The sequence below is a fragment of the Sporosarcina luteola genome (assembly GCF_023715245.1).
In the GTDB taxonomy this organism is placed as follows: Bacteria; Bacillota; Bacilli; order Bacillales_A; family Planococcaceae; genus Sporosarcina; species Sporosarcina luteola_C.
The window spans coordinates 357156-378126 of the sequence record NZ_JAMBNV010000002.1 but is presented as its reverse complement, the minus strand read 5'-3'; the positions used below and the strand labels follow the sequence as shown (position 1 = coordinate 378126).

19 protein-coding genes are annotated in these 20971 nt (G+C 44.9%); 12 read left to right on the top strand and 7 right to left on the bottom strand.

What is annotated here, in order from left to right; translation table 11 throughout:
• Positions 1-58: 58 nt before the first annotated feature.
• Positions 59-1324, top strand: a complete 1266-nt coding sequence (locus M3152_RS13410; RefSeq protein ID WP_251695700.1) for an MFS transporter — start codon at positions 59-61, stop codon at positions 1322-1324.
• 99 nt (positions 1325-1423) lie between these two features.
• Here the strand turns inward: M3152_RS13410 and M3152_RS13405 are convergent, their stop codons facing one another.
• Positions 1424-2053 (bottom strand): CBS domain-containing protein, encoded by a 630-nt coding sequence (locus M3152_RS13405; RefSeq protein WP_251695698.1) that lies wholly within the window; start codon positions 2051-2053, stop codon positions 1424-1426.
• Positions 2054-2196: 143 nt separating this feature from the next.
• Here M3152_RS13405 and M3152_RS13400 point away from each other — a divergent pair, with 143 nt between their 5' ends.
• A complete protein-coding gene (locus M3152_RS13400) occupies positions 2197-2835 on the top strand; it encodes a LytTR family DNA-binding domain-containing protein (RefSeq protein WP_251695696.1) in 639 nt (212 codons plus the stop codon).
• 144 nt (positions 2836-2979) lie between these two features.
• Complete coding sequence (locus M3152_RS13395; RefSeq protein ID WP_251695694.1) at positions 2980-4494, top strand: acetyl-CoA hydrolase/transferase family protein; 1515 nt, start codon at positions 2980-2982, stop codon at positions 4492-4494.
• A gap of 75 nt (positions 4495-4569) precedes the next feature.
• Here M3152_RS13395 and mgtE read toward each other — a convergent pair whose 3' ends face one another.
• On the bottom strand, positions 4570-5928 hold the full coding sequence (mgtE, locus tag M3152_RS13390) for a magnesium transporter (protein ID WP_251695692.1): 1359 nt from the start codon (positions 5926-5928) through the stop codon (positions 4570-4572).
• Between the two features lie 387 nt (positions 5929-6315).
• Between mgtE and M3152_RS13385 the strand changes: the two genes are divergently transcribed.
• From M3152_RS13385 to M3152_RS13375, 3 genes are all read left to right on the top strand, one after another.
• Positions 6316-7128 (top strand): transporter substrate-binding domain-containing protein, encoded by an 813-nt coding sequence (locus M3152_RS13385; RefSeq protein ID WP_251695690.1) that lies wholly within the window; start codon positions 6316-6318, stop codon positions 7126-7128.
• Positions 7129-7197: 69 nt separating this feature from the next.
• Positions 7198-7830 (top strand): amino acid ABC transporter permease, encoded by a 633-nt coding sequence (locus tag M3152_RS13380; RefSeq protein ID WP_285847209.1) that lies wholly within the window; start codon positions 7198-7200, stop codon positions 7828-7830.
• 15 nt (positions 7831-7845) lie between these two features.
• On the top strand, positions 7846-8571 hold the full coding sequence (locus M3152_RS13375) for an amino acid ABC transporter ATP-binding protein (RefSeq protein ID WP_251695686.1): 726 nt from the start codon (positions 7846-7848) through the stop codon (positions 8569-8571).
• Positions 8572-8624: 53 nt separating this feature from the next.
• Here the strand turns inward: M3152_RS13375 and M3152_RS13370 are convergent, their stop codons facing one another.
• Entirely contained in the window at positions 8625-9293 is a 669-nt protein-coding gene (locus tag M3152_RS13370; RefSeq protein WP_251695684.1) for a hypothetical protein, read from the bottom strand.
• 193 nt (positions 9294-9486) lie between these two features.
• On the opposite strand from M3152_RS13370, the gene yfkAB reads away from it, so the two are divergent.
• The 3 genes from yfkAB (at position 9487) to M3152_RS13355 (ending at position 12932) form a co-directional block, all read left to right on the top strand.
• Positions 9487-10617 carry a radical SAM/CxCxxxxC motif protein YfkAB gene (yfkAB, locus tag M3152_RS13365; RefSeq protein ID WP_251695682.1) on the top strand — a complete coding sequence of 377 codons (1131 nt, stop codon included), beginning with the start codon at positions 9487-9489 and terminating at the stop codon, positions 10615-10617.
• 370 nt (positions 10618-10987) lie between these two features.
• Positions 10988-11923, top strand: coding sequence for an AEC family transporter (locus M3152_RS13360; protein ID WP_251695680.1), 936 nt, complete (start codon positions 10988-10990; stop codon positions 11921-11923).
• An 88-nt stretch (positions 11924-12011) separates the two neighbouring features.
• Entirely contained in the window at positions 12012-12932 is a 921-nt protein-coding gene (locus tag M3152_RS13355; protein WP_251695678.1) for an alpha/beta hydrolase, read from the top strand.
• Positions 12933-13131: 199 nt separating this feature from the next.
• Here M3152_RS13355 and M3152_RS13350 read toward each other — a convergent pair whose 3' ends face one another.
• From M3152_RS13350 to M3152_RS13340, 3 genes are all read right to left on the bottom strand, one after another.
• A complete protein-coding gene (locus M3152_RS13350) occupies positions 13132-14196 on the bottom strand; it encodes a M24 family metallopeptidase (RefSeq protein ID WP_251695676.1) in 1065 nt (354 codons plus the stop codon).
• Positions 14197-14465: 269 nt separating this feature from the next.
• Positions 14466-15269 (bottom strand): cytochrome c oxidase assembly protein, encoded by an 804-nt coding sequence (locus tag M3152_RS13345; RefSeq protein ID WP_251695674.1) that lies wholly within the window; start codon positions 15267-15269, stop codon positions 14466-14468.
• The gene (locus M3152_RS13340) at positions 15262-15759 is read right to left on the bottom strand and encodes a DUF2243 domain-containing protein (RefSeq protein ID WP_251695919.1); all 498 of its coding nucleotides are present in this window, start codon (positions 15757-15759) and stop codon (positions 15262-15264) included. Before M3152_RS13340 ends, M3152_RS13345 begins: the two co-directional genes overlap by 8 nt.
• A gap of 150 nt (positions 15760-15909) precedes the next feature.
• On the opposite strand from M3152_RS13340, the gene M3152_RS13335 reads away from it, so the two are divergent.
• The 3 genes from M3152_RS13335 to M3152_RS13325 all read left to right on the top strand — a co-directional run bounded on the left by M3152_RS13335 (position 15910) and on the right by M3152_RS13325 (position 19933).
• Positions 15910-16344, top strand: a complete 435-nt coding sequence (locus tag M3152_RS13335) for a YugN family protein (protein WP_251695672.1) — start codon at positions 15910-15912, stop codon at positions 16342-16344.
• Between the two features lie 159 nt (positions 16345-16503).
• A complete protein-coding gene (locus M3152_RS13330) occupies positions 16504-17403 on the top strand; it encodes an ABC transporter ATP-binding protein (protein ID WP_251695670.1) in 900 nt (299 codons plus the stop codon).
• Positions 17384-19933 (top strand): ABC transporter permease subunit, encoded by a 2550-nt coding sequence (locus M3152_RS13325; protein WP_251695668.1) that lies wholly within the window; start codon positions 17384-17386, stop codon positions 19931-19933. Before M3152_RS13330 ends, M3152_RS13325 begins: the two co-directional genes overlap by 20 nt.
• A 188-nt stretch (positions 19934-20121) precedes the next feature.
• On the opposite strand, the gene M3152_RS13320 is transcribed toward M3152_RS13325, so the two are convergent.
• Positions 20122-20889, bottom strand: coding sequence for a SurA N-terminal domain-containing protein (locus tag M3152_RS13320; RefSeq protein WP_251695666.1), 768 nt, complete (start codon positions 20887-20889; stop codon positions 20122-20124).
• Positions 20890-20971: the final 82 nt, after the last annotated feature.

Sequence of the window (20971 nt, the reverse complement as noted above, 5' to 3'; positions counted from 1 at the left end):
TTAATTGTATAATATTGGTACGAACTTAGTTTTGAAGAGTATGAAAGGGGTGGGATGGATGGGAAAGGGGAAATACACAAAGACGGAGAAAAGTTGGATGTTTTATGACTGGGCGAACTCGGCCTATTCAATCATCATTACAACAGCAGTATTTCCGATCTTTTACAAGTCGGTGGCGACCGAAGCAGGGGTCGGACTGACGCAGTCGACAGCGTATTTGGGGTATACGGTGGCGATTGCGACATTCATTTTAGCGATGATCGGGCCGATTTTGGGGACGATTGCGGACTATAAAGGATTGAAGAAGAAATTTTTCTTCGCCTTCTTCCTCCTTGGTTCACTTTCGACGGTTTCATTGGCGTTTGTGCCGGAGGGAACGTGGTTGCCGTTATTGATCATTTACACGATCACTGCGATCGGATTCCACGGGGCAAATATTTTCTACGACGCATTTCTGGTCGATGTAACGCCGGAAGAGAAGATGGATGAAGTCTCTTCGCGCGGTTTCGGATTGGGGTATATCGGAAGTACGATTCCTTTCATCATCAGCATCGCCATCATCCTGTTGGCGAAACAGGAAGTCATACCACTTTCGACGACAGTCGCGACTAAGTTGGCATTTGTCATTACGGGAATTTGGTGGTTCACCTTCACGATTCCGATGCTGAAGAACGTTGTTCAAATTCACGCGATTGAACGGGAACCAAATATTTTGGCTAGCAGCTTCCGCAGGCTTGGTGAAACGTTCAAGGAAATTAAGAAATACAGGACTGTATTCATCTTCTTATTGGCCTATTTCTTCTATATCGATGGGGTCGGTACGATCATTTCGATGTCGACGGCATATGGAACGGATTTGGGTATCGAACCGACTGATCTTCTGATTGTCCTATTCGTTACCCAAGTCGTTGCCGCACCGTTTGCGATTTTGTATGGAAGGCTTGCGCAGCGATTTTCGGTGAAGACAATGTTGTATGTCGGGATATTTGTTTATATCATCGTCTGCATTTATGCGTTCTTCCTCTCGACAACATTGGATTTCTGGATTCTGGCAATGCTTGTTGCGACGTCACAAGGCGGAATTCAAGCTTTGAGCCGCTCTTATTTCGCGCAATTGGTGCCGAAAGAGAAGTCCAACGAGTTTTTCGGCTTCTATAATATTTTCGGGAAATTCGCATCCGTCATGGGCCCACTATTGCTTGGTGTAACTGCTACATTGACGGGAAGCTCTGCGTACGGTGTGTTCAGTCTAGTTATCCTCTTTATTATCGGAGGCATTCTGTTGCGGATGGTGCCGAAGCCAGAAAGCGAGATTGCTGCATAAAAGAAGGCTGTTTCCGATGTCGATTACGACGTGGAAACAGCCTTCTATTTGTGGTTATTTTCCAACTGTTATGGCAAGGCAAGCGCCCGGTGCTTTTGGTTACTTAGGCTGAATTCTGTGCATTTGCAAGATCCGGAATCCGTGTTTTTCAAGCCTCTCACGCAATTTCACCATTTCCTCATCGGATTTACCGTTTTCGAGCGTAATGACAACCCTTCTCGCGAGTGCTGAGCCGTTGTCCAGTGTGAGCATGCCTTCAATATTCTCGTCCTTTAGCGTCGTCGTCAACTTTCTGATCATGCCTCGTGCTTCAGTCGATGCAAGTGTGATATTAATGCCGCCTGTTTTCAGTCCGAATGCGTCTTCCAGGACACTTTCAATTTTATTATGTGTCAAAATACCGAGAAGTTTGCCATCCCTGACGACGCTGATGAAAGGCAATGCTTTGATTTCAAGCAAGGCGCTCAAAAAAGAAGCGTTCTCATATAAGTAGATGTCTTGGTGTCTCAATAAGGAGTCGATAGGCTTCGCGACATCTCCCTTATCCTCATACAGATAGGAAAGTAGATCGACTTTGTAAATCATCCCTTTATAGGCGTCATCGTTGTCGACGACAGGGATGCACCGGTATCCTGTCTCGTTGATTTTTGCTAGTGTTTCAGATACGCTTTGATCTGACTTTACCGTAGCGACTCCGAGTCTTTCTACTATTAAATCCCGAATATGCATAATAGCTCCCCCTTGTTAACTGTAGTTTCTGTTAAGTCCAAATTTTTAGTCTAGATTGCTTACCATTATAAATGAAAATTGGAATATTGTACATGAAAACTTATACTAGTAATAATTGAATTGCGAAAGGAGTATGGAATACCTTGTTAAACGTGGAATCTCTCCTCGACGTTGTCGGCGAGTTGTTTGCTGATGAAATCTCCATAGTCGTATCTAATACAAAGGAATATATTTATTACCGGCCGAGCAAGCGGATTGACCTGAAAATCAGACCAGGCGATCCTGTGCGAGAGGGGACGATCGCCTATAAAGCACTAAAGGAAGGGCAAAAAGTTTCAGAATTCATCAATCGTGATGTCTTTGGTGTGCCTTATCACGGAATGGCAGTTCCCTTCCATGATAATGGAGCTTTGGACGGTTGCGTCGTTGCTATCTATCCCGCATATACGGAAGGTAAGTCGGTCGTTACCGTGAAAACGGAGGATGGCTGGGTACCAGTCCCATTTCCTGAAGTGAAGTATATTGAAGTGCGGGATCGGAAAACGGTCGTCGTTGCGGATCATATAACGGGTACCCATCGGCATTCATTGCAAAACTTCGAATTTGTGCTGCCACATGAATTGTTCGTACGTTGCCATCGGTCGTTCATCGTCAACGTAACACAAATTAAAGCGATTTATCCGGATACTCACTCTACATTTACTCTCTCCATGAATGATGGTGCACAAATCCCGGTCAGTCAATCGTATTCCAGTTATTTTCGTAAACTGTTAGGGTTTTGAGGTGGTTAATCAAAAATATGCTGTTTAAGTCATTGAATGAGCTTGTCTGTTTTCAAATCCGGTAGTTCATTCACAAAACCCCTTTTCAGCACGCAGACAAGGTATAATTTAATTATCTAAAAGTTATGAAAAGGGGCGATTTAAATGGGAAACCATATGGATCGTATCAGGATTGAAAAATTGAAAGACGTAATCGTGTCACCTGAAGAAGCTGCTTCTTGGATTAAGGACGGAATGACATTAGGGTTAAGCGGATTTACACGTGCGGGCGACGCGAAAGCGGTTCCAATGGCGTTAGTGAAACGAGCTGAAACGGAAAAGTTCAAAGTGAATGTGTTTACGGGGGCTTCCCTCGGCTCCGATATCGATAAATTATTCGCGGAAGCGGGCATCGTGAACAAGAGGCTGCCGTTCCAAGCGGAAAAGGCGATGCGCAACGGCATTAACAACGGGGAACTGCTTTTTGTCGACCATCATCTATCCCATACGGCAGAGTGGATCCGTACTAATGTGACCGAACCGATCGACTTCGCGATTTTGGAAGCGATTTCAGTGACGGAGGATGGAATGATCATTCCGTCGACTTCTGTAGGTAACTCGTTATCGTTTGCGCAGCATGCAAAGTCAATCATTATTGAAATAAACACAGCACAGTCGACGGCCTGGGAAGGAATCCATGATTTATATGACCCGGGCAAACAGGGAGAACGGAATCCAATACCAGTGACGAAAGTGAGCGATCGGATTGGTACGATCGGCATTCCGATTGACGTGGATCGAGTGAAGGGAATTGTGTTCACTCACCAACAGGATTCCGCTTCAACAATCACCCAGCCTGACCGTGACACGGAAATTATGGCAGAGCATCTGCTATCCTTCCTTCGTTCGGAAGTGGAAGCGGGTAGATTAACGAACAGTCTTGCTCCTCTCCAATCGGGTATCGGATCTCAAGCAAATGCAGTTTTGCATGGTTTGCTTGACTCGGAATTCGAGGATTTGGAAGTTTATTCGGAAGTGCTGCAGGACGCGGTATTCGATTTGATCGACGCGGGCAAAATCCGCACCGCTTCGTGTGCGTCAATCACACTATCGCAGGAGAAGATGGAAAAGGTCTTCAACAATCTGGATAACTACCGGGACAAGCTAATCATGCGTCCACAGGAAATTTCAAATCATCCGGAAATCATCCGCCGACTCGGTTTGATTTCCATCAATACTGCGCTTGAACTCGACATATACGGCAATGTCAATTCGACCCACGTGACAGGAACGAAGATGATGAACGGCATCGGCGGCTCCGGTGATTTCGCCCGAAATGCAAGGCTTGCCATCTTCGTTACGAAATCCATCGCTAAAGACGGCGATATTTCAAGCATCGTACCGTTCGTTTCGCATGTGGATCACACGGAACATGACGTTGATGTCATTGTTACGGAGCATGGATATGCGGATCTGCGCGGCCTTGCGCCGAGAGAACGTGTCGAGCTCATTATCGGTAATTGTGCGCACCCAATGTACCGTACGCAACTATGGGAATACTTCTATGAAGCTCTTGATAGAGGCGGCCATACGCCACATGTGCTCGAAAAGGCATTCTCATGGCATATGAACCTCATGCAGCACGGCACAATGAGGCCACTTACTGAGAAACGCATCTAACGTCAACCAACCATCGAACTTTGCTATATACCCGCCAATGAAAAAAGCAGCCACTGTGGCTGCTTTTTTCGTTCTCTACATCAATTTCGAAATGAACATCGTTGCGATTCCGAAGTAGATCAATAAGGATAAAATGTCATTGATCGTTGTAATAAGCGGGCCGGAAGCAACCGCGGGGTCAACTTTAAATTTACTCAGTATCAACGGAATGATAGTTCCTGCGAGTGTACCGATAATAAGAGTCGCGACGAGGGAAGAACCGACGACGAGACCAAGTGTGAAGCTGCCTTGCCAAACATACGCAATGACGGAGATGACAGCACCACAGACAATTCCGAGCATGATGCCGACGAGCAATTCCCGGAATACAAGGCTAAGTGTCTTTTTCATTGTCAATTCCTCGGTGACGAGCCCCCGGACGACGACAGCCAACGATTGGGTTCCTGTGTTTCCGGTCATCCCTGCAATCATCGGCATGAAAAACGCCAATGCCACGACGGCTTCAAGTGTCGCCTCGAATTTTGCGATGATGCTGCCTGATACGAGCCCGATGAATAGTAGCAAAATAAGCCAAGGGAGCCGTTTATACGTTGCGACAAAGGGTTTTGTGTGGAAGTCGATCTCTTTACCGGATGCAAGCAACATATCAATATCCTGATTCGCTTCCCTGACGACAATATCGAGTACATCGTCAGCAGTAATGATGCCGACTAAAATATTGTCATCATTCACAACTGGTACGGACAGGAAATCATGCCGTCCGATCATTTTGGCGACTTCACTCTCTTTCGTATTTTCATGCACCTTGACGATGTCTGTCGTCATTACATCTGTGATTGCCTCGTCAGGTTCGCTCAAAAGCAGATCACGGTAAGAGGCGACACCGATCAATTCCTTTTCATCATTGATGACATATACGTAATTCAAATAATCCGCGAAGTCCCGAAAGTATTTCAACTTATTGATCGTTTTTTCAACAGTATAGGATTCGTGTACCCATACATATTGGCTGATCATCGCCCGACCGGCGGACTTTTTCGGATACTTCATCTTTTTACGTATGTCTTTCTTCTCTTCGTCACGCATTTCGGCAATGAGCGCATTGACCTCTTTTTCCGGCAAATCGGATAGAAGATGGGCCAGGTCATCGCTCTTAAGGACCTCTAATAATTCCGTAGAACGGGCAGGCCCTATCTTCTTCAAGACGCGCAGCTGCTCGTTGCGCGTCAAGTATCTGAGTAGGTTCACTAGCTGATCCATAGAGAGCCACTCTAAAAAAAGGATACGGCGTTTCCGTGGCAGACCTCGGTAATGCCAGGATATTTCATATGGGGTTAATTCACATACAATTTTTTGAAATGTATCCTTTTGCCCTTCCTTCAATACGTGGACAATCGCACGCGAAATTTCTTCTTTCTCACCGTTTAACGCCATGACTCCCTTCACCTCTCTGTTTATGTACATGAAAGCCTTGCTGACTTGTCCAATTCCCTGTTTCTTATGTGAATAAACGGAGCATAGTTTACTCATTCAGTATGAATTGTAGTTAGTCGGTGATAAATTCACCCGAGTCGGTGATAAACCCTGCCAAATCGGTGATAAAGCATCGAGAGTCGGTGATAAACCCCGCTAAATCGGTGATAAAGTACAGACAGTCGGTGATAACACCTCAAAACACATTTTCCTGGCAAGTCCTGTTGTCGCTCAATCCTATTTTTCTATAAAGTATTAAAATTAGATGTTTAGCACGGAAATGATAGGGAAAGAGAGTTAGTAAGCAAAAAAAGACGGCAACTTGTCGGGAAAGAGGGAGTTATTATCATGGGAAAATGGAAAACGCTATTATTTTTACTTATTTCGGCCACGCTTGTGTTGGCAGCTTGCGGTGATGACAAAACCGAAGCGACTAATGACGGGTATCGACTTGTTGAAAAAGGGAAATTAACATATGCAGCAAGCGGTCTCTACAAGCCGTTCAACTTTGAGGAAAATGGGGAGCTTACGGGTTTCGATATGGAAATCGGAGCGGAGATCGCGGAGAGAATGGGCTTAGAGCCTAATCCGGTGACGAATCCATTTGAAACAATTCTTCAAGGACTGGTTGCCAATAAATACGATGCCATCATCGGCTCGATGGCTTATACGAAAAAGCGTGCCGAGCAGGCTGCTTTCACAGAGCCATACTATTATTCGGGCGGGATGATTTGGGTCGCCGAAGACAATAACGATATCAAGTCCCCTGAAGACCTGAAAGGCAAAAAGATCGGTGTCATTGCGCAATCGACATATGAGGAGCCAGCAAAGGAATTATCGGACAACCTCCAATACTATAGCAGCGATGTCGTCGCACTGAAGGATTTGACGGTTGAGAATCGATTGGATGCCGTCATTACGTCGGATATCGTCGGTTTCGAAGCGAAAGATAACGGCTTTGCCATTAAAGAGGTCGGCACTCCGTTATGGGTCGAACAGCCTTCGGTTGCGGTGAAAAAGGATAATGAAGAGCTCCGTGACGCGATTGACAAAGCCCTGCAAGAAATTATCGATGACGGTACGTATGAAGAAATCTCACAAAAGTGGTTCGACCGGAATCTATTGGATATCGACTTGGAGAATGCTGAACTACTAGAATAAAAACAGATTTGTAACGGAAAGAGGGAGTGGCCAGTGCCTGATATATTACTAACGTTATCTGAAGTGTTCATGCGCACGTACGAAGGCTTCCTGAAAGCGGCACTTGTCACATTGAAAATAACTGCCATTGCCATTGTGTTGGGGACCGTGTTCGGGATTGTCTTTGCGTTGATGAAAATATCTAGATCGAAAATCTTACAAACGATTGCAAACTTATATATTACATTGATCCGCGGGACGCCGCTCATCGTACAGATCATGTTTTTGTACTATGGGATTACGTCGATCGTCGTCCTGTCAAATTTCTGGGCAGGGGCGATTGCTCTTGGTGTCCATAACGGGGCGTATATTGCAGAAGTGTTCCGGGGGGCGATCCAAGGGGTTGACCGTGGACAGCGGGAAGCGAGCCTTGCACTTGGGATGAATCGGTCGCAGGCGATGCGCCGGATTATTTTCCCGCAGGCGCTGCGCCGCGCAATTCCTCCGCTAGGGAACCAATTCATCATTACATTGAAGGACTCGTCCCTCGTGTACGTCATCGGGGTGACGGAACTGTTCGGCCTTGCGAATCGGGAGGCGGCGTCATCCTTCTTGCCGTTCGAGACGTTCCTTGTCGTCGGCATGTATTACCTCGTTCTCGTCCTAATATTCACAGGGCTTTTGAAGTTGTATGAGAATAAATTGAACGTGGATAAATCGTAGGCTGGAGGAAATGACATGATTAAGACAACGAATCTCCATAAATCATTCGGTGATCTCGAAGTGCTGAAAGGGATCGATATTGATATAAATCCCGGCGAAGTCGTCGTTTTAGTCGGCGTCAGCGGTTCCGGGAAAAGTACATTGCTGCGCTGCCTAAACTTCCTTGAAAAGGCGCAAGAGGGAGACATCTTGATTGATGGTCGGAAAGTCGATCGGAAAAAGGAAGACTTGTCGAAAGTACGAGCGGAAGTCGGCATGGTGTTCCAGCATTTCAACCTGTTTCCGCATAAGACGGTGCTTGAGAATATAATGGAAGCGCCGTTGATCGTCAAAAAAGAGGACAAAGAGAAGGCGAAGAAATTGTCGCTTGCCCTGCTAGGGAAAGTCGGACTGTCCGATAAAGCGGATGTCTATCCGAATAAATTATCGGGCGGGCAAAAACAGCGTGTCGCCATCGCGCGTGCGCTTGCAATGGAACCGAAAGCATTATTGTTCGACGAACCGACATCTGCGCTCGATCCGGAGCTCGTCGGCGAAGTTCTCCAAGTTATGCAAGACCTCGCAAATGACGGTATGACGATGGTCGTCGTCACGCATGAAATGAAGTTCGCCAAAGAAGTAGCAGACAGAATTATTATGCTGGATGAAGGGCGCATCATCGAGGATGCAGATCCAGAGACGTTTTTCAATCACTCCACTAACGAGCGGACGCGGCAGTTTTTGGAGATGGTAAATGTGTGAATGAAAAAGCAGCTTCCTGTGAAAAGGAGGCTGCTTTTTTGGGAAAATAGTCCTCAATCGATCTCATTCACCCATTCAGGTACATAACTGATATTAACACGAGAGGAATTGGCTAAAAAAGTTAACGTAGAAGGCTCTATAAAACTGTTTCGGCGATAAAGCTGATAATAAAACCGGTCATCCTTCCATTCCATCAAATCTTGCGTAAACAACGCTCTCACTCCATCATCCAAAAGGATTGTCTTTACATCATCCAACCCCGAGTCCTCCAAGGAATAAGCAAAAGGCTCTTTACTGACCCTATAATAATACATGCCGTACGTTAGCTGCTGATTATACTCCCATTTGGCCCCCTTACGGACGTCGGTTTTTATATCCCGATGCCTGACAAAATGAGTGAATTGCACTGGCTCTCCATCTGCATACGCAACCTCTCCAAAAGTACATTCCATAAAATATGGCTCATCCTTGGGCAGGGGCACATACCTACCAAATTCTTTCATCGCATCTTCCGTCCGTTTATATCTCTTATACTTCTTCTCGTCAATTGATTCACTGGCGATGCTTTTACTGACTTCAAACTGACCGAGTGGTTGACTCGAAAATATAAAGGAGTTGTAATGAGGTGCTTTCCGCATACATGAATTATTGTTGGAAAAATAGTAGGCACTGATAATGATGCATACTAATAAGAAGGGAATTACTATTTTGGTTTTCTTCATTGCCCTATCGATCCCTTCGCTTTTTTTGAATAAAGTACATTATTCTCAAGTCGAAGTATATCATAAATTTATACAATTCAGTAAAATAATTGATAGGTTGAGAAAGTGCTTTAGCAGGTTCAAGGGTTGCAAAAGATAAAAATGAAGCTCATACTTATTTATTGGTTTAGTAAACTAGTAGGGAGATATAGAAATGAAAAATATAGCTACACTTCAAAAAATGTCGCCTGCCTATGATCCGTGGGAAGCCTACTTGGACGTGCAGGAACATGGCAAATTAACATTGTCGAGCATTGAATTTACGACTACATATTTGTGCAATATGCGATGTGAGCATTGTGCGGTCGGCTATATGCTGCAGCATAAAGATCCGGATGCTCTTCCAATCGACTTACTTCTTTCCCGACTCAATGAAATTCCGCATCTACGAACGATCAGCATAACAGGCGGCGAGCCGATGTTCTCCAAGAAGTCGATTGAGCAATACGTTTTGCCTTTACTGAAATATGCGCATGAAAATGGCATTCGGACACAAATGAACTCGAATCTGACGATGCCACTTGAGCGTTATATGGGAATTGCACCTTACTTGGACGTTTTGCACATTTCCCATAACTGGGGCACAGTTGATGATTTCATTGACGGTGGTTTCGCGAATATGGAAAGAAAACCGCCAAGAGAACGCCGTGCTGAGCAGTTTCAGCGCATGATCGACAATAGCCGCGCATTGGCGGAAGCTGGTGTGATGGTATCTGCAGAAACGATGTTGAATAAGCGGACGTTGCCGCATCTTGGCCATATCCATCGCCAAATTGTTGAGGAGATGAAGTGTGCAAGGCATGAGGTGCACCCAATGTATCCGAGTGACTTCGCATCACAGCTTGAAGTGTTGTCGTTGGATGAAACGCGAGAAGCGATCCATCAATTATTGGATATACGGAATGAAGACGTGTGGATGCTATTCGGCACATTGCCGTTCTATCCTTGCAGCCAGAACGAAGAAGATTTGAGGTTGTTGAAACGCATTTACAGCAATAAAAACGTTTCCGTTCGTAATGATCCGGACGGCCGCTCCCGGTTGAACGTCAACATTTTCACGGGCGACGTCATCGTAACCGATTTTGGGGATACCCCTCCAATGGGCAATATCCAGAACGATTCTCTGCCCGAAATGCTCGACAGATGGCTTGATCGTCCGCTTGCAAAAACGATTGGCTGCCACTGTCCTGTTGTGAAATGCCTGGGGCCGAATCTATTGGTGAAAGATGCTTATTATCCGGAGGAAGACTTTACTGTGAAACGGGCGAATATTGTAGGGGAATGATTATCTAACGAACGCGGAAGATTGCAAGAATCGAAAAAACTGCTTCGCGCCAAATGCTTTTGGCAAATAAAGAGCTTTCCGGGCAGGTATAAGGTCACGAAATGACGATATCTTTATGAAAATGACCGATAACTCGCTCGAAGTGACCGATAAGCCCTGACAACTGACCGATAACTTACAGTAAATGATTGATAACTCCCGGCGACTGACCGATATCCATTCGGGGAAAACAATAGACGATAAAGAAAGGACTTCCGGATTGTAGGAAGTCCTTTTCTTATCTCATGTCATAACTTTTTCATAATTACAACAACGTATTACTTTCCTGTATACTCATAATGGAAGAGATTTCTTTAAACTGATATAGGAGGTGGCCAACATATTCATAGGATCCATTTTCTTAAATGTAATCTTGCCCATTTTAATCCTCGTAGTCCTCGGTGCAGGTTTACAAAGAAAATTCGCCTTCAATTTAAAAGCAGTATCGAATCTGATTACATATTGTCTCATGCCGGCGGCTGTTTTCATTAATCTTTATGAGACGGAAATCGATGTCCATGTCCTCTTAGAAATCATCAGTTACCTATTCGCCTTCAGTTTAGCGATCATCATTGTTACAACTATATTGAGTAAATTTTTGAAGTTAGACAGAGGAGAGACAGCGATATTCAAAAATAGCATATCGTTAATCAACTCGGGGAATTATGGAATACCGGTCAGTCAGCTGCTATTCCACGCGAACCCCCTTGGCATCTCCATCCAAATCATCGTGATGGTCTTTCAAAACGTTTTAACCTATACATATGGATTGTATAATTTGATATCTGCCACAAAGTCCGGGTTGGAAATCCTAAGATCACTATTGAAAATGCCGGTCATCCACGCGATGCTCCTCGGCGGCTTGTTGAATTGGCTGCAAATCCCGATTCCGAACTTCATCTGGGTGCCGATCAGTCATCTATCCGATGCATTTTTAGCAATCGCACTTATTTTATTGGGGGCGCAGCTCGCGCAAATTGAATTGAAGACGATTGTGAATCGGACGATTGTTACCAGCAGCATCGGAAGACTTCTCATCGGCCCAAGCGTTGCATTGCTTCTCATTTTCCTTTTCGGGCTGGATGGCGTCGTCGCTCAATCGCTCTTTATCGCGAGTTCCTTCCCGACGTCAAGAAACAGCTCGACACTTGCATTGGAATACGATGTACATCCGGACCTGGCAGCGCAAACAGTTCTGTTTTCAACAATAGTAAGTGCGATTACAGTAACATTTGTCGTGTATTTATCTGGGATTTTGTTTGTGTAGACGAAGGGGAATAGGAGGAATCTATCGAATCATAAACTAAAGACAGGTTGTCATTAAAAGTGATGTTTTATTAAAAGGAACACTGACCTTGCCTCCAATAAAAGAAGGTTTGCTCCCGGCAATCCTGATACTTGCCGGATCAGGTAAACTGAATCGGGATGCGAACGCGGAAAAAGGGAAATTCCAGTTCAATTTGTACAGGGATCTGGCAGAGCACATACCGACATTGGGATTTGCAACGCTTCGATATGATAAACGGGGCGTTGGGGAAAGCGAAGGGAACTTTGAACGCACAGGGCTTTGGGACGCGGTGACGGATGCGGCAAACGCCCTTAAATTTTTGGCATCCCATCCTGACATCGATCCGCATCGGCTAATTGTGGTAGGTCATAGTGAGGGATGTATTGTCGGGACTGCTTTATACGCGAAAAGACCATTTAATGGATTGGTTTTATTGTCCGGCGGTGGCGGAGGGTTGCGTGAAAGTCTGGATCATCAAAGGCAACAATTATATTCCGAGTTGAAACAGGCGAAAGGTTTGCAAGGGTTCATCATTCGAAAATTCAAGACGTTGGATAAAAGCGAAAAACAGGCACAAGCGACGTACCGGAAATTGACGACGACAAATAAGGATGTAGTCCGGATTGCCGGTTTAATTAAGATGCCCGCGAAATATTACCGCGAGCATTTCTATTACGACATTGTCGTAGGCTTGCAACATGTCGCATGTCCTGTGTTGGCGATTAATGGCTCAAAGGATTTCCAATCAAGCGTTGAATTCGCGAAAAGGATACCTGAAAACGTAAAGGGACCGTCAACATGTGTCGTTGTCGAAAATATGGATCATGGGTTGAAAGAACAACTGACGCCACTTTCCGCTTCCACTTTTAAGAAGGATTACATCAAGACGATCGGCAAGCCGATTCATGAAGAAGCAATCAAGCACCTTGATGCGTGGCTGAGTGAATGGAAAGAAGGGTTTCTCCGAGTAGCTGGGGAAAATATTTGATAGGTAAAAGGTCATGAAGTGACGATAAACTTGTGAAAGTGACCGATAACTCGGCCGAAGTGACCGATAACATCCCGTAGGTGACCGATAAATTTGTGAACTTGACCGATAACTCCCCGGAAATGACCGATATCCGCCGCGCCGTGCCCTCAAGGTCAACTAAAATGGACTTCCGAATAGCCGGAAGTCCATTATTGTCTCAAAGAATGATCAACTCTTTAGGTGATTTAGTAATGATCTCGATTCCATCTTTTCTCACGATAATATCATCCTCAATCCGAACCCCGCCGAGACCTGGAATGTAAATGCCCGGCTCGACCGTCAATACCATTCCTTCTTCGACAAGCAGCTCGCATGATGGATTCATGAAAATATCTTCATGGATGTACAAGCCGATTCCATGCCCCATGCCATGCCCATAATAGTCGCCATACCCTTTTTCGCTGATCAAATCACGGGTCAATGCATCAGCTTCTTTTCCGGTCATGCCCGCCTTGATGCCCGCCAGCGCATTTTCAAGAGCAGCATGCACAATCGAATAGATGTCCTTCAGCTTCGGATCAGGCTCGCCGACTGCAACTGTTCTTGTCATGTCGGAGCAATATCCTTTGTAATAAGCGCCAAAATCAAGCGTCACCATATCCCCTTGCTCCAAAACCTTGTCACTCGCCACTCCATGCGGCAATGCAGAACGTACGCCGGATGCGACGATCATATCGAACGAGGAAGACGTCGCGCCCAATTTTCTCATATGGAATTCCAATTCATTCGCGATTTCAATCTCTGTGCGGCCTGGCTTAATGAAGGTCAAAATATGCTTGAATGCGGAATCTGCAATTTCTGCAGCTATCTTCAAAATAGCCATTTCAGATTCGTTTTTAATCATCCGTAGCTTTTCAACGACATTTGAGACAGGCACAAGCTCCGCCTTTATTTCCTTCGAAAGCTGGGAGTAATACAAGTAGGATTGGTGCTGTTGTTCAAATCCTAGCTTATTGATTCCCAAACTTTCCGCAAGCGTTGAAATCTCCTTATAAATGATGGCGCGATCGATTTCCTTCACGGTAAAATTCGTCACTTGCGCATTCGCCTGGCTGGTATAACGGAAATCAACCAATAAAAACGCCTCTGACTTTGAAACAAGCACTGTCCCCGCAGTTCCGGTGAAATCCGTTAAGTATCTTCGGTTATACGGATCCGTAATAAGCATCCCGTCGATTCCCAAGTCATCAAATCCGTTGCGTAACTTCATTAATCTCTCCATTCTCAAACCCCCATTAATAGAAATATTCCCATTATTACTATGACATAAGAAGAGTGGAAATAGTAGAGAGGGCAATCCTTTGCCAATGAAGATTAGCAGTTTTTTTGGCTGGGTAAAAGGTCGCGAAATGACGATAACTCTTGGGAAGTGACCGATAACTCTGCCGAAGTGATCGATAACTCCCAGCAGGTGACCGATAACTTTGTGAACTTGACCGATAACTCCCCGGAAATGACCGATAAAATCAAAAAGGCTCCCCCGATAAGCAGCTACACTGCTTTCCCTACCGTTGAAACAAGTTTGCGAGGACGAACCGATTGATACCAGTGCTTGAACAGGATGAAGATCAGCAGCAAATCGACTGTATCTCCGCCATAATACATCAGCATGGCACCGACCCTTGCCTGTTCTACCGGGACTCCCGCCGGTGGATACGCATAAATGAATTTTGACAGGATGCCATGGCCGGCAAGCGCCAAGATGAAGACGACAGTCCTGTACGTGTAACTGAAACGGTGGAAGACGGGATCGATATAAACCAAAGATATCGTGAATAAATAACCGGCAAGAAAGACGTGGATGTGAACAATGATGTGGAGCAAAAAATTCGAATGCATCGCCGCATATAAATCGGTCGTATAGAGAAGCCACAGTCCGCCGATGTTTAAGATGGAAGCAACGACCGGGTGAGTGAAGAAACCAACAAACAAACTTTGCAACAGTCGGCTGAGCTTTCTTGCCAAGTGGACATTTAACGTGCGCAATACTAATGTCATAGGCGCAGCGAGTGCAATGAGAAGCGGGGCGAGCATACCAAGCAGTAAATGCCCTGCCATGTGAGCTGTAAAATCGGCATGGGATTGACGTACGAGCGGGCCGACCAATGCCGCTGCTGCAAAAAGCACACCTGCTACAAAAGAAAGTGTGCGGAGCCCAGGCCATTTACGAAGTCGTCCCCGTCTATTTGTAAGAACCACTGCCCCGATATATAACCCGACCGCAAGCAGAGCAGGAATTCCAAAAAGCAGATCGGTCAGTAGAAAATGATGCTCAATACTATGTGCATCATGCATGAGAAAACGCTCCTTTACCTATACGCTTGTCGCGTCTCGCACTTACAATCAAACCGATACCAACAGCAATCATGATGGCCGCAGAAATATTCCAGACGAGGTCATACGGTAAAATATCGACATTGTATCGAATTTGATGGATGCGCATGATCTTATGCTGGATGGTGCCGTCATAGAGCTGGAAAGCCCCGCCGCCCAGCAACTTTCCTCCCCAAAACATCTTATGCCATAGTGCATTTCGCCTCCGTAGATCGGCAACGAGGAATAAGCCACCGACAGTCGCAAACCAGCTGAATGCGTGAAACAGCCCATCCGATACAAGACCGACCGCGACAGTCGATTTATCGTAAAACTTATGCCAATGGAGCAGCTGATGGAACAATGTCTCATCAAGAAATGCAACAAATCCTAATCCAAACAAAATGCCCGACCAAATGTTTCGACGCGCAAATGTTACTCTGTTATCTGAATGTGCTTGCGTGTTATGTATCGTTGTCAAATCCTCTTCCTCCATTTATTGAAATTGACTTCTTCAAAAGTATAGCCGTTAAGTACGAATGGTAATCTGCCTATTTCGTTAGTATGTCTCCGCCTCCTTTTGTGAATGCTGACAAAAGAACCATTCAGAGGAGGAGAAATCATGTTGAAATTACAAACGGAGCTGGAAGGGCAGACTGCTTCTTTCGGTATTGTGAGCGACTGCATCCGGGAACTCGGCTACCATATAGGTGGAAATTGGGATTATGACAGGGGATGCTTCGATCATATCCTGTGCCAAGAAGGCGGCGAGACCATCTATATCCGAATTCCCTTTTTCGTTACGGAAGGCCAGCTGGACGATTACGAAGCGTCCATTAAATTCGGCACTCCTTACATCATCAAGCATGTCGTCCATATCGGTCTCGATCGGGACGGTGATTCATTATTGGATGCGACTGGATTTAGTCAATTCCAGCAGCCAATTGACAAGGACGGGAAGATTATCAATAAAAACAGATGGATTCATGCGGGGGAAGTTGCTGTGAAAGACCTTTTGGACTGTATGCATGCACAGAATTTGTTGAAATCCAGTTAACATAGATTCTAATAATCAATGGCAGTCCACCCTGTAATTACACTAGGGTGGATTATTTTTTCGCGGGTTTGTAAAAATCATTATTATCTGTTAATTAATGCAGGAGTGTAGTAAAATGGATATAACTGGATGGAGAATTATTTGGGGGGAATGTGAAGCATGATTTTATCTATTAAAGACGTGCACAAATCATATGGCAAGGAGCAGGTGCTAAAAGGGATTACGTTTGATATCGAGGAGCCGCAGATCATTGCGCTTGTGGGACCGAATGGGTCGGGGAAGTCGACGTTGATGAACATCATTACAAATTTGCTGCCTGCGGACAAAGGGGAAGTGAAGGTTCTTGGGAAGAGCAATCGGGATCCGAATATTTTCCGTGAAATTTCGTTTATGCAGGACAATACGGTGCTCTACGATTATTTGACAGGGTACGATCATCTGCAATTCATCTGCGATGTGCAGGGACTGTCAAAGAAGCAATTGTTGGACACGGCTGAACGAATTGGCATTACGAGTTATTTGAATAAGAAAGTGAAGAATTACTCGCTTGGAATGAAACAGCATCTGCTGCTCGCAATGGCTGTCGTGAACAAGCCGAAGCTGATGATTTTGGATGAGCCGTTGAACGGACTTGACCCGACGAGCGCAATCCGGGTACGTAATTTGCTGCTCTCATTGCGTGAAGAAGGGACAGCTATTTTACTGTCCTCTCACAATCTAGCGGAAATCGACCGGGTGACGTCATCGATTTTATTCCTGAAGAAGGGGAATTTGATTCAGGAAAACATGGCGGAATTTGAGCAAGTACGTTATCAGATTGCTGTTAACGATGTCGTGAAGGGGGAAAAGGTATTGGCCGCAGTGGGCATACCTGTCGAGGTAGTGGATGGGCGACTGCATCTGTACCGGAAAGATGTAGGGCTTGACCGTGTGTTCTATTTATTGGATCAAGAGCAGATTGTCATTGACGATATCGAGAAGAAAGTGTTCGGTTCCGAGGAGCGCTACCGGAAAATCTTCACGGAAGAGAAGAAGGCCAATGAGCTTGTTGAAGTTTGAGCTTAAGAAGATTTGGCGGCAGAAGAAGCTGATTTGGTTATTGGTGGTAGTGCTTTTATGCATAGGCTGGATGTATTACCAAAATACAATAGAGCAAGATCTTATGGCGAAAGAGGCTGAGGAAAACCTCTTTTCTGTAGTCCTGAAAACCGATCAATTATACGCGGAACTTTTGCCGTTGGACCGGGAGAATAAATTGACTGAGGAGCAAGCGAAGCAATTCGACAGCTTGAACGTCATGTCGACAGCCATCTTTCAATGGAAAAGCGCCATCTATGGGAAGCGTTGGGATGAAATACCGCAAATCGAGAATGACTTCCTCTTAAATTTAGCGAAATACGAAGAAGCGGGTGGAACCTTCACCGCCTTAATGGGTGTGGAGAGGGAAAAGGCTATCGAAAAGAATGCCTATTTAATGGAACGCGGGCTGCCCTATGCCAATGAAACATATCCAGTATCGCCGGCCTTGCAAATGAGCAAGATTGCTCCCATTTTACTAGGTCCGGCAGGGCTTTTACTGCTGTTGCTTCTTTTCGGAAACGCCTACACATCCGAGAAAGAGCAGCAAACATTGTTGACGTTAAGAACGCAGCCCCTTCGCAGGTGGAAGTTGCTGCTAGCAAAATATGCGGGTTTGTTAGTTGTGATGATTTTCTTTTTATCTGTCATAGCGATTGGCGGATGGGCGATTCCGAATATTTTTGGAGATGCCTTTAATGATTTGTCATATCCGCAGTTCCTGGAGACGGGTGATTCTTTCGCCATTATTCCCGTTTGGCAGCATTTGTTGAACGTGACAGTCATATTTTTTGGAGCGGGGTCATTCCTTTTTGCTTTGTCACTTATGATTGGCACGCAATTAAGAAGCTCATTTTCCACGATCATGCTGACGGGCTTTGTCACGATGGTCGGTGTCGTGCTGACGGACACGCTGCCTATTGTGCAGACACCTTGGAATCCTTTTCAGTTTTTCCGCGCACATCAGTTTCTGACGGAAATGCCGGTCCATCCGATATGGGTATATGCCGTTTCAGCGCTTTTATGGAGTGCAACGTTGTTTATCGTAACGGGTCGTCTACGGGAAGGGGAACGTGGTTTATTCAAAACGACTGATAAACTAAAACCATACCGCAAAGGAAGGACGAAACAGCTCCGCTCTGTTTGGAATAATGGTTTGTTCGAATGGCGTAAATCGAGGCGAAGGGGGCTTGTTGGGCAGTCCTTAATTGTCTTATCGATAGCGGTTATTGTCGGCTATTTCTATTTTGCGGAGCAGGTGAGGGAGAAGGAGAACGAATCCCTTGGCGGCTTAACGTCCCTAGTAGAGAGGACAGAGTCGGAAATCATTCCTTACTATAAGGAAGCCATTCAGGCATTTGAGAAGCTCGTTGCTGAATCAAATGCGAAGGGCGAAGATGGAGATTTCATCTATGGCCAAAATATTGATACTTATCTTGGTTATATAGAGGGCGCCCGCGAAGAAGCGGCGCTAGCCGAACGCGCGTTGGATGGCTATGAAAAGCGTGAATGGGCTCTGTTTTACGATTATCATTTGTTCAATGACCATCGATATCTCGAGAACTTGATAGAGATGAAAAAGCATAATTATAGCCCGTATACCATTTTCGGCTACGAAACCGCGATTGCGCAAAAAGAATGGATGAAAGAGCATGCTATCCAACCGGTCTTTGCGGGCACTTATATTCCAAACATCCATGACCAGTGGAAAGCGGAGAACCGGAAGGAGAAGAAAGCGGATGAAATGAGGAACCGGAAAGTGGACCATAGCGGATTGTTTTCGTTATATATGTATTTCCGTGACTATCTGTATTTCATTCCCTTGCTTCTATTCCTGCTACTTGTAGGCGCGGGCTTTTCCGGCGAGCGCGGAAAGAGGCCGACACTACATCTGTTGGAGACGCTGCCGATTACAAAGCGATCCCTTTTCCTTGGGAAAGTGCTTTTCGGTTCAATCGTTGCAATAGGAAGCGCAATTGGGGTGTTCTTGCTCGCTGTGTTGGTTGGGACGGTGTTCAACCGGTTCGGCGACTGGATGTATCCGATACTGCATTATCATAGCAGACAAGAATTTCAATCGTTTGATTTTACAGGGCAGCGAGCATTCGAGGGTGGGTACAAATTTCTTCCTTTGGGTGAGTACTTGCTCTATGCACTTTTGCTTTATGTCTGTGTCGCATTGTTCCTCCTCGCGCTGACGAATGTAATAGGACTCTTCATGCGGCAGCCGCTAGTGGTATATGCACTGACTGGATTGATCAGTGGAGCAGGTAATTTGTTGAGCTGGAAATTGGACGATTTCGCCCAGTACTCACCGTTCCTTTATGTAAACATACCGAAAATCGTCAATGGGGAAATCATGACGCTACTGAACGATCCGACAATTAGTGTGTATATGGGCTGCGCTATGCTGCTCGGAGGCACGGTTTTCCTTTTGGGTGTGGCTTATTTGGGATTGAGTTTTGAGAAGAGGTTTGTGAAAAAAGGGAAGTCGGTTACAGCAACGGCATGAACGTTCACAGCACAAAAGAGGAATCCATTTTGAAAAAATGATCAATCTAAAGAGCCTCAAATAAAGACACGAAATATAGTGAATAAAAAAGAAGATGAACACTATATTTTGTAGAGATTCATCTTCTTTTTCGTTTGAATGGGCATTTGTCAATGCCCATTGAGCTGTTTCATTTATGTGTGTACATCTTAAATCTTTATGTCAATGGTCGCATTTTTCTTTAACTCTTCAACCTGCAGAGCGAGTTTTTCCTGCTGTTTTTGCTGATGAAGAGATTGTTCTATTTGGGGTTTTATTTCTTCAAGCTTTGGAACTTCTTGTCCAGTGCTTTTTCCTTGTTCCGCATATTGATCATACATTTGTTGAATTTCTTCATCGGTTATTTTGCCAGCCGGCACTTCTTTCTCAACGTACTTTTTAATTTTAATATCGTCAGCTATTTTAGTTTTAAGTGTTTTCATATCCATGCCAGATTCTTTAAGAACTGCTTTGAGTTCTTTTTCTGTTTTAAACTGTTTCTTTATTTCGTCCAATTGCTTATTAATATCTTCTTCTGAGACTTTATAGCTTTTTTTATCTGCCTCTTGAAGAAGAAGAGTTTGCCCGACCAAGCTGTCAATTGTTTGGGTTTTTGCCTGCTCTGCAGCTTCTTTAGAGGACGGATCTTGTCCCGTTAGCTGCATTTGTCCTTGTATAGATGCTAGAGCGGCATTGAAGTCGCTTCCTAAAATTTCTTTATCATTCACTATGGCAACAGTTTTATTTTCATCTACTTGCTGTTCTTCTAATTTCTTTTGCATTTCTTCCATTTGCTTTTGCTGTTCCTTCTGCTGATCGGTTTCCGCTGTTTTTGCTTTATCATCATTTGGGGCTTCTGTACTTTCTTCATTTCCTCCGCATGCTACTAAAACAACGGCCAATAGACCGGTTATTAATGTAATCATCATTTTTTTCATAATCGATCTCCTCCCTTAAGCTAGAAGTATGATTTTCACTAAAAAATCATCTAGTGCGCATTATAAAGTTAATCAAGCGAAA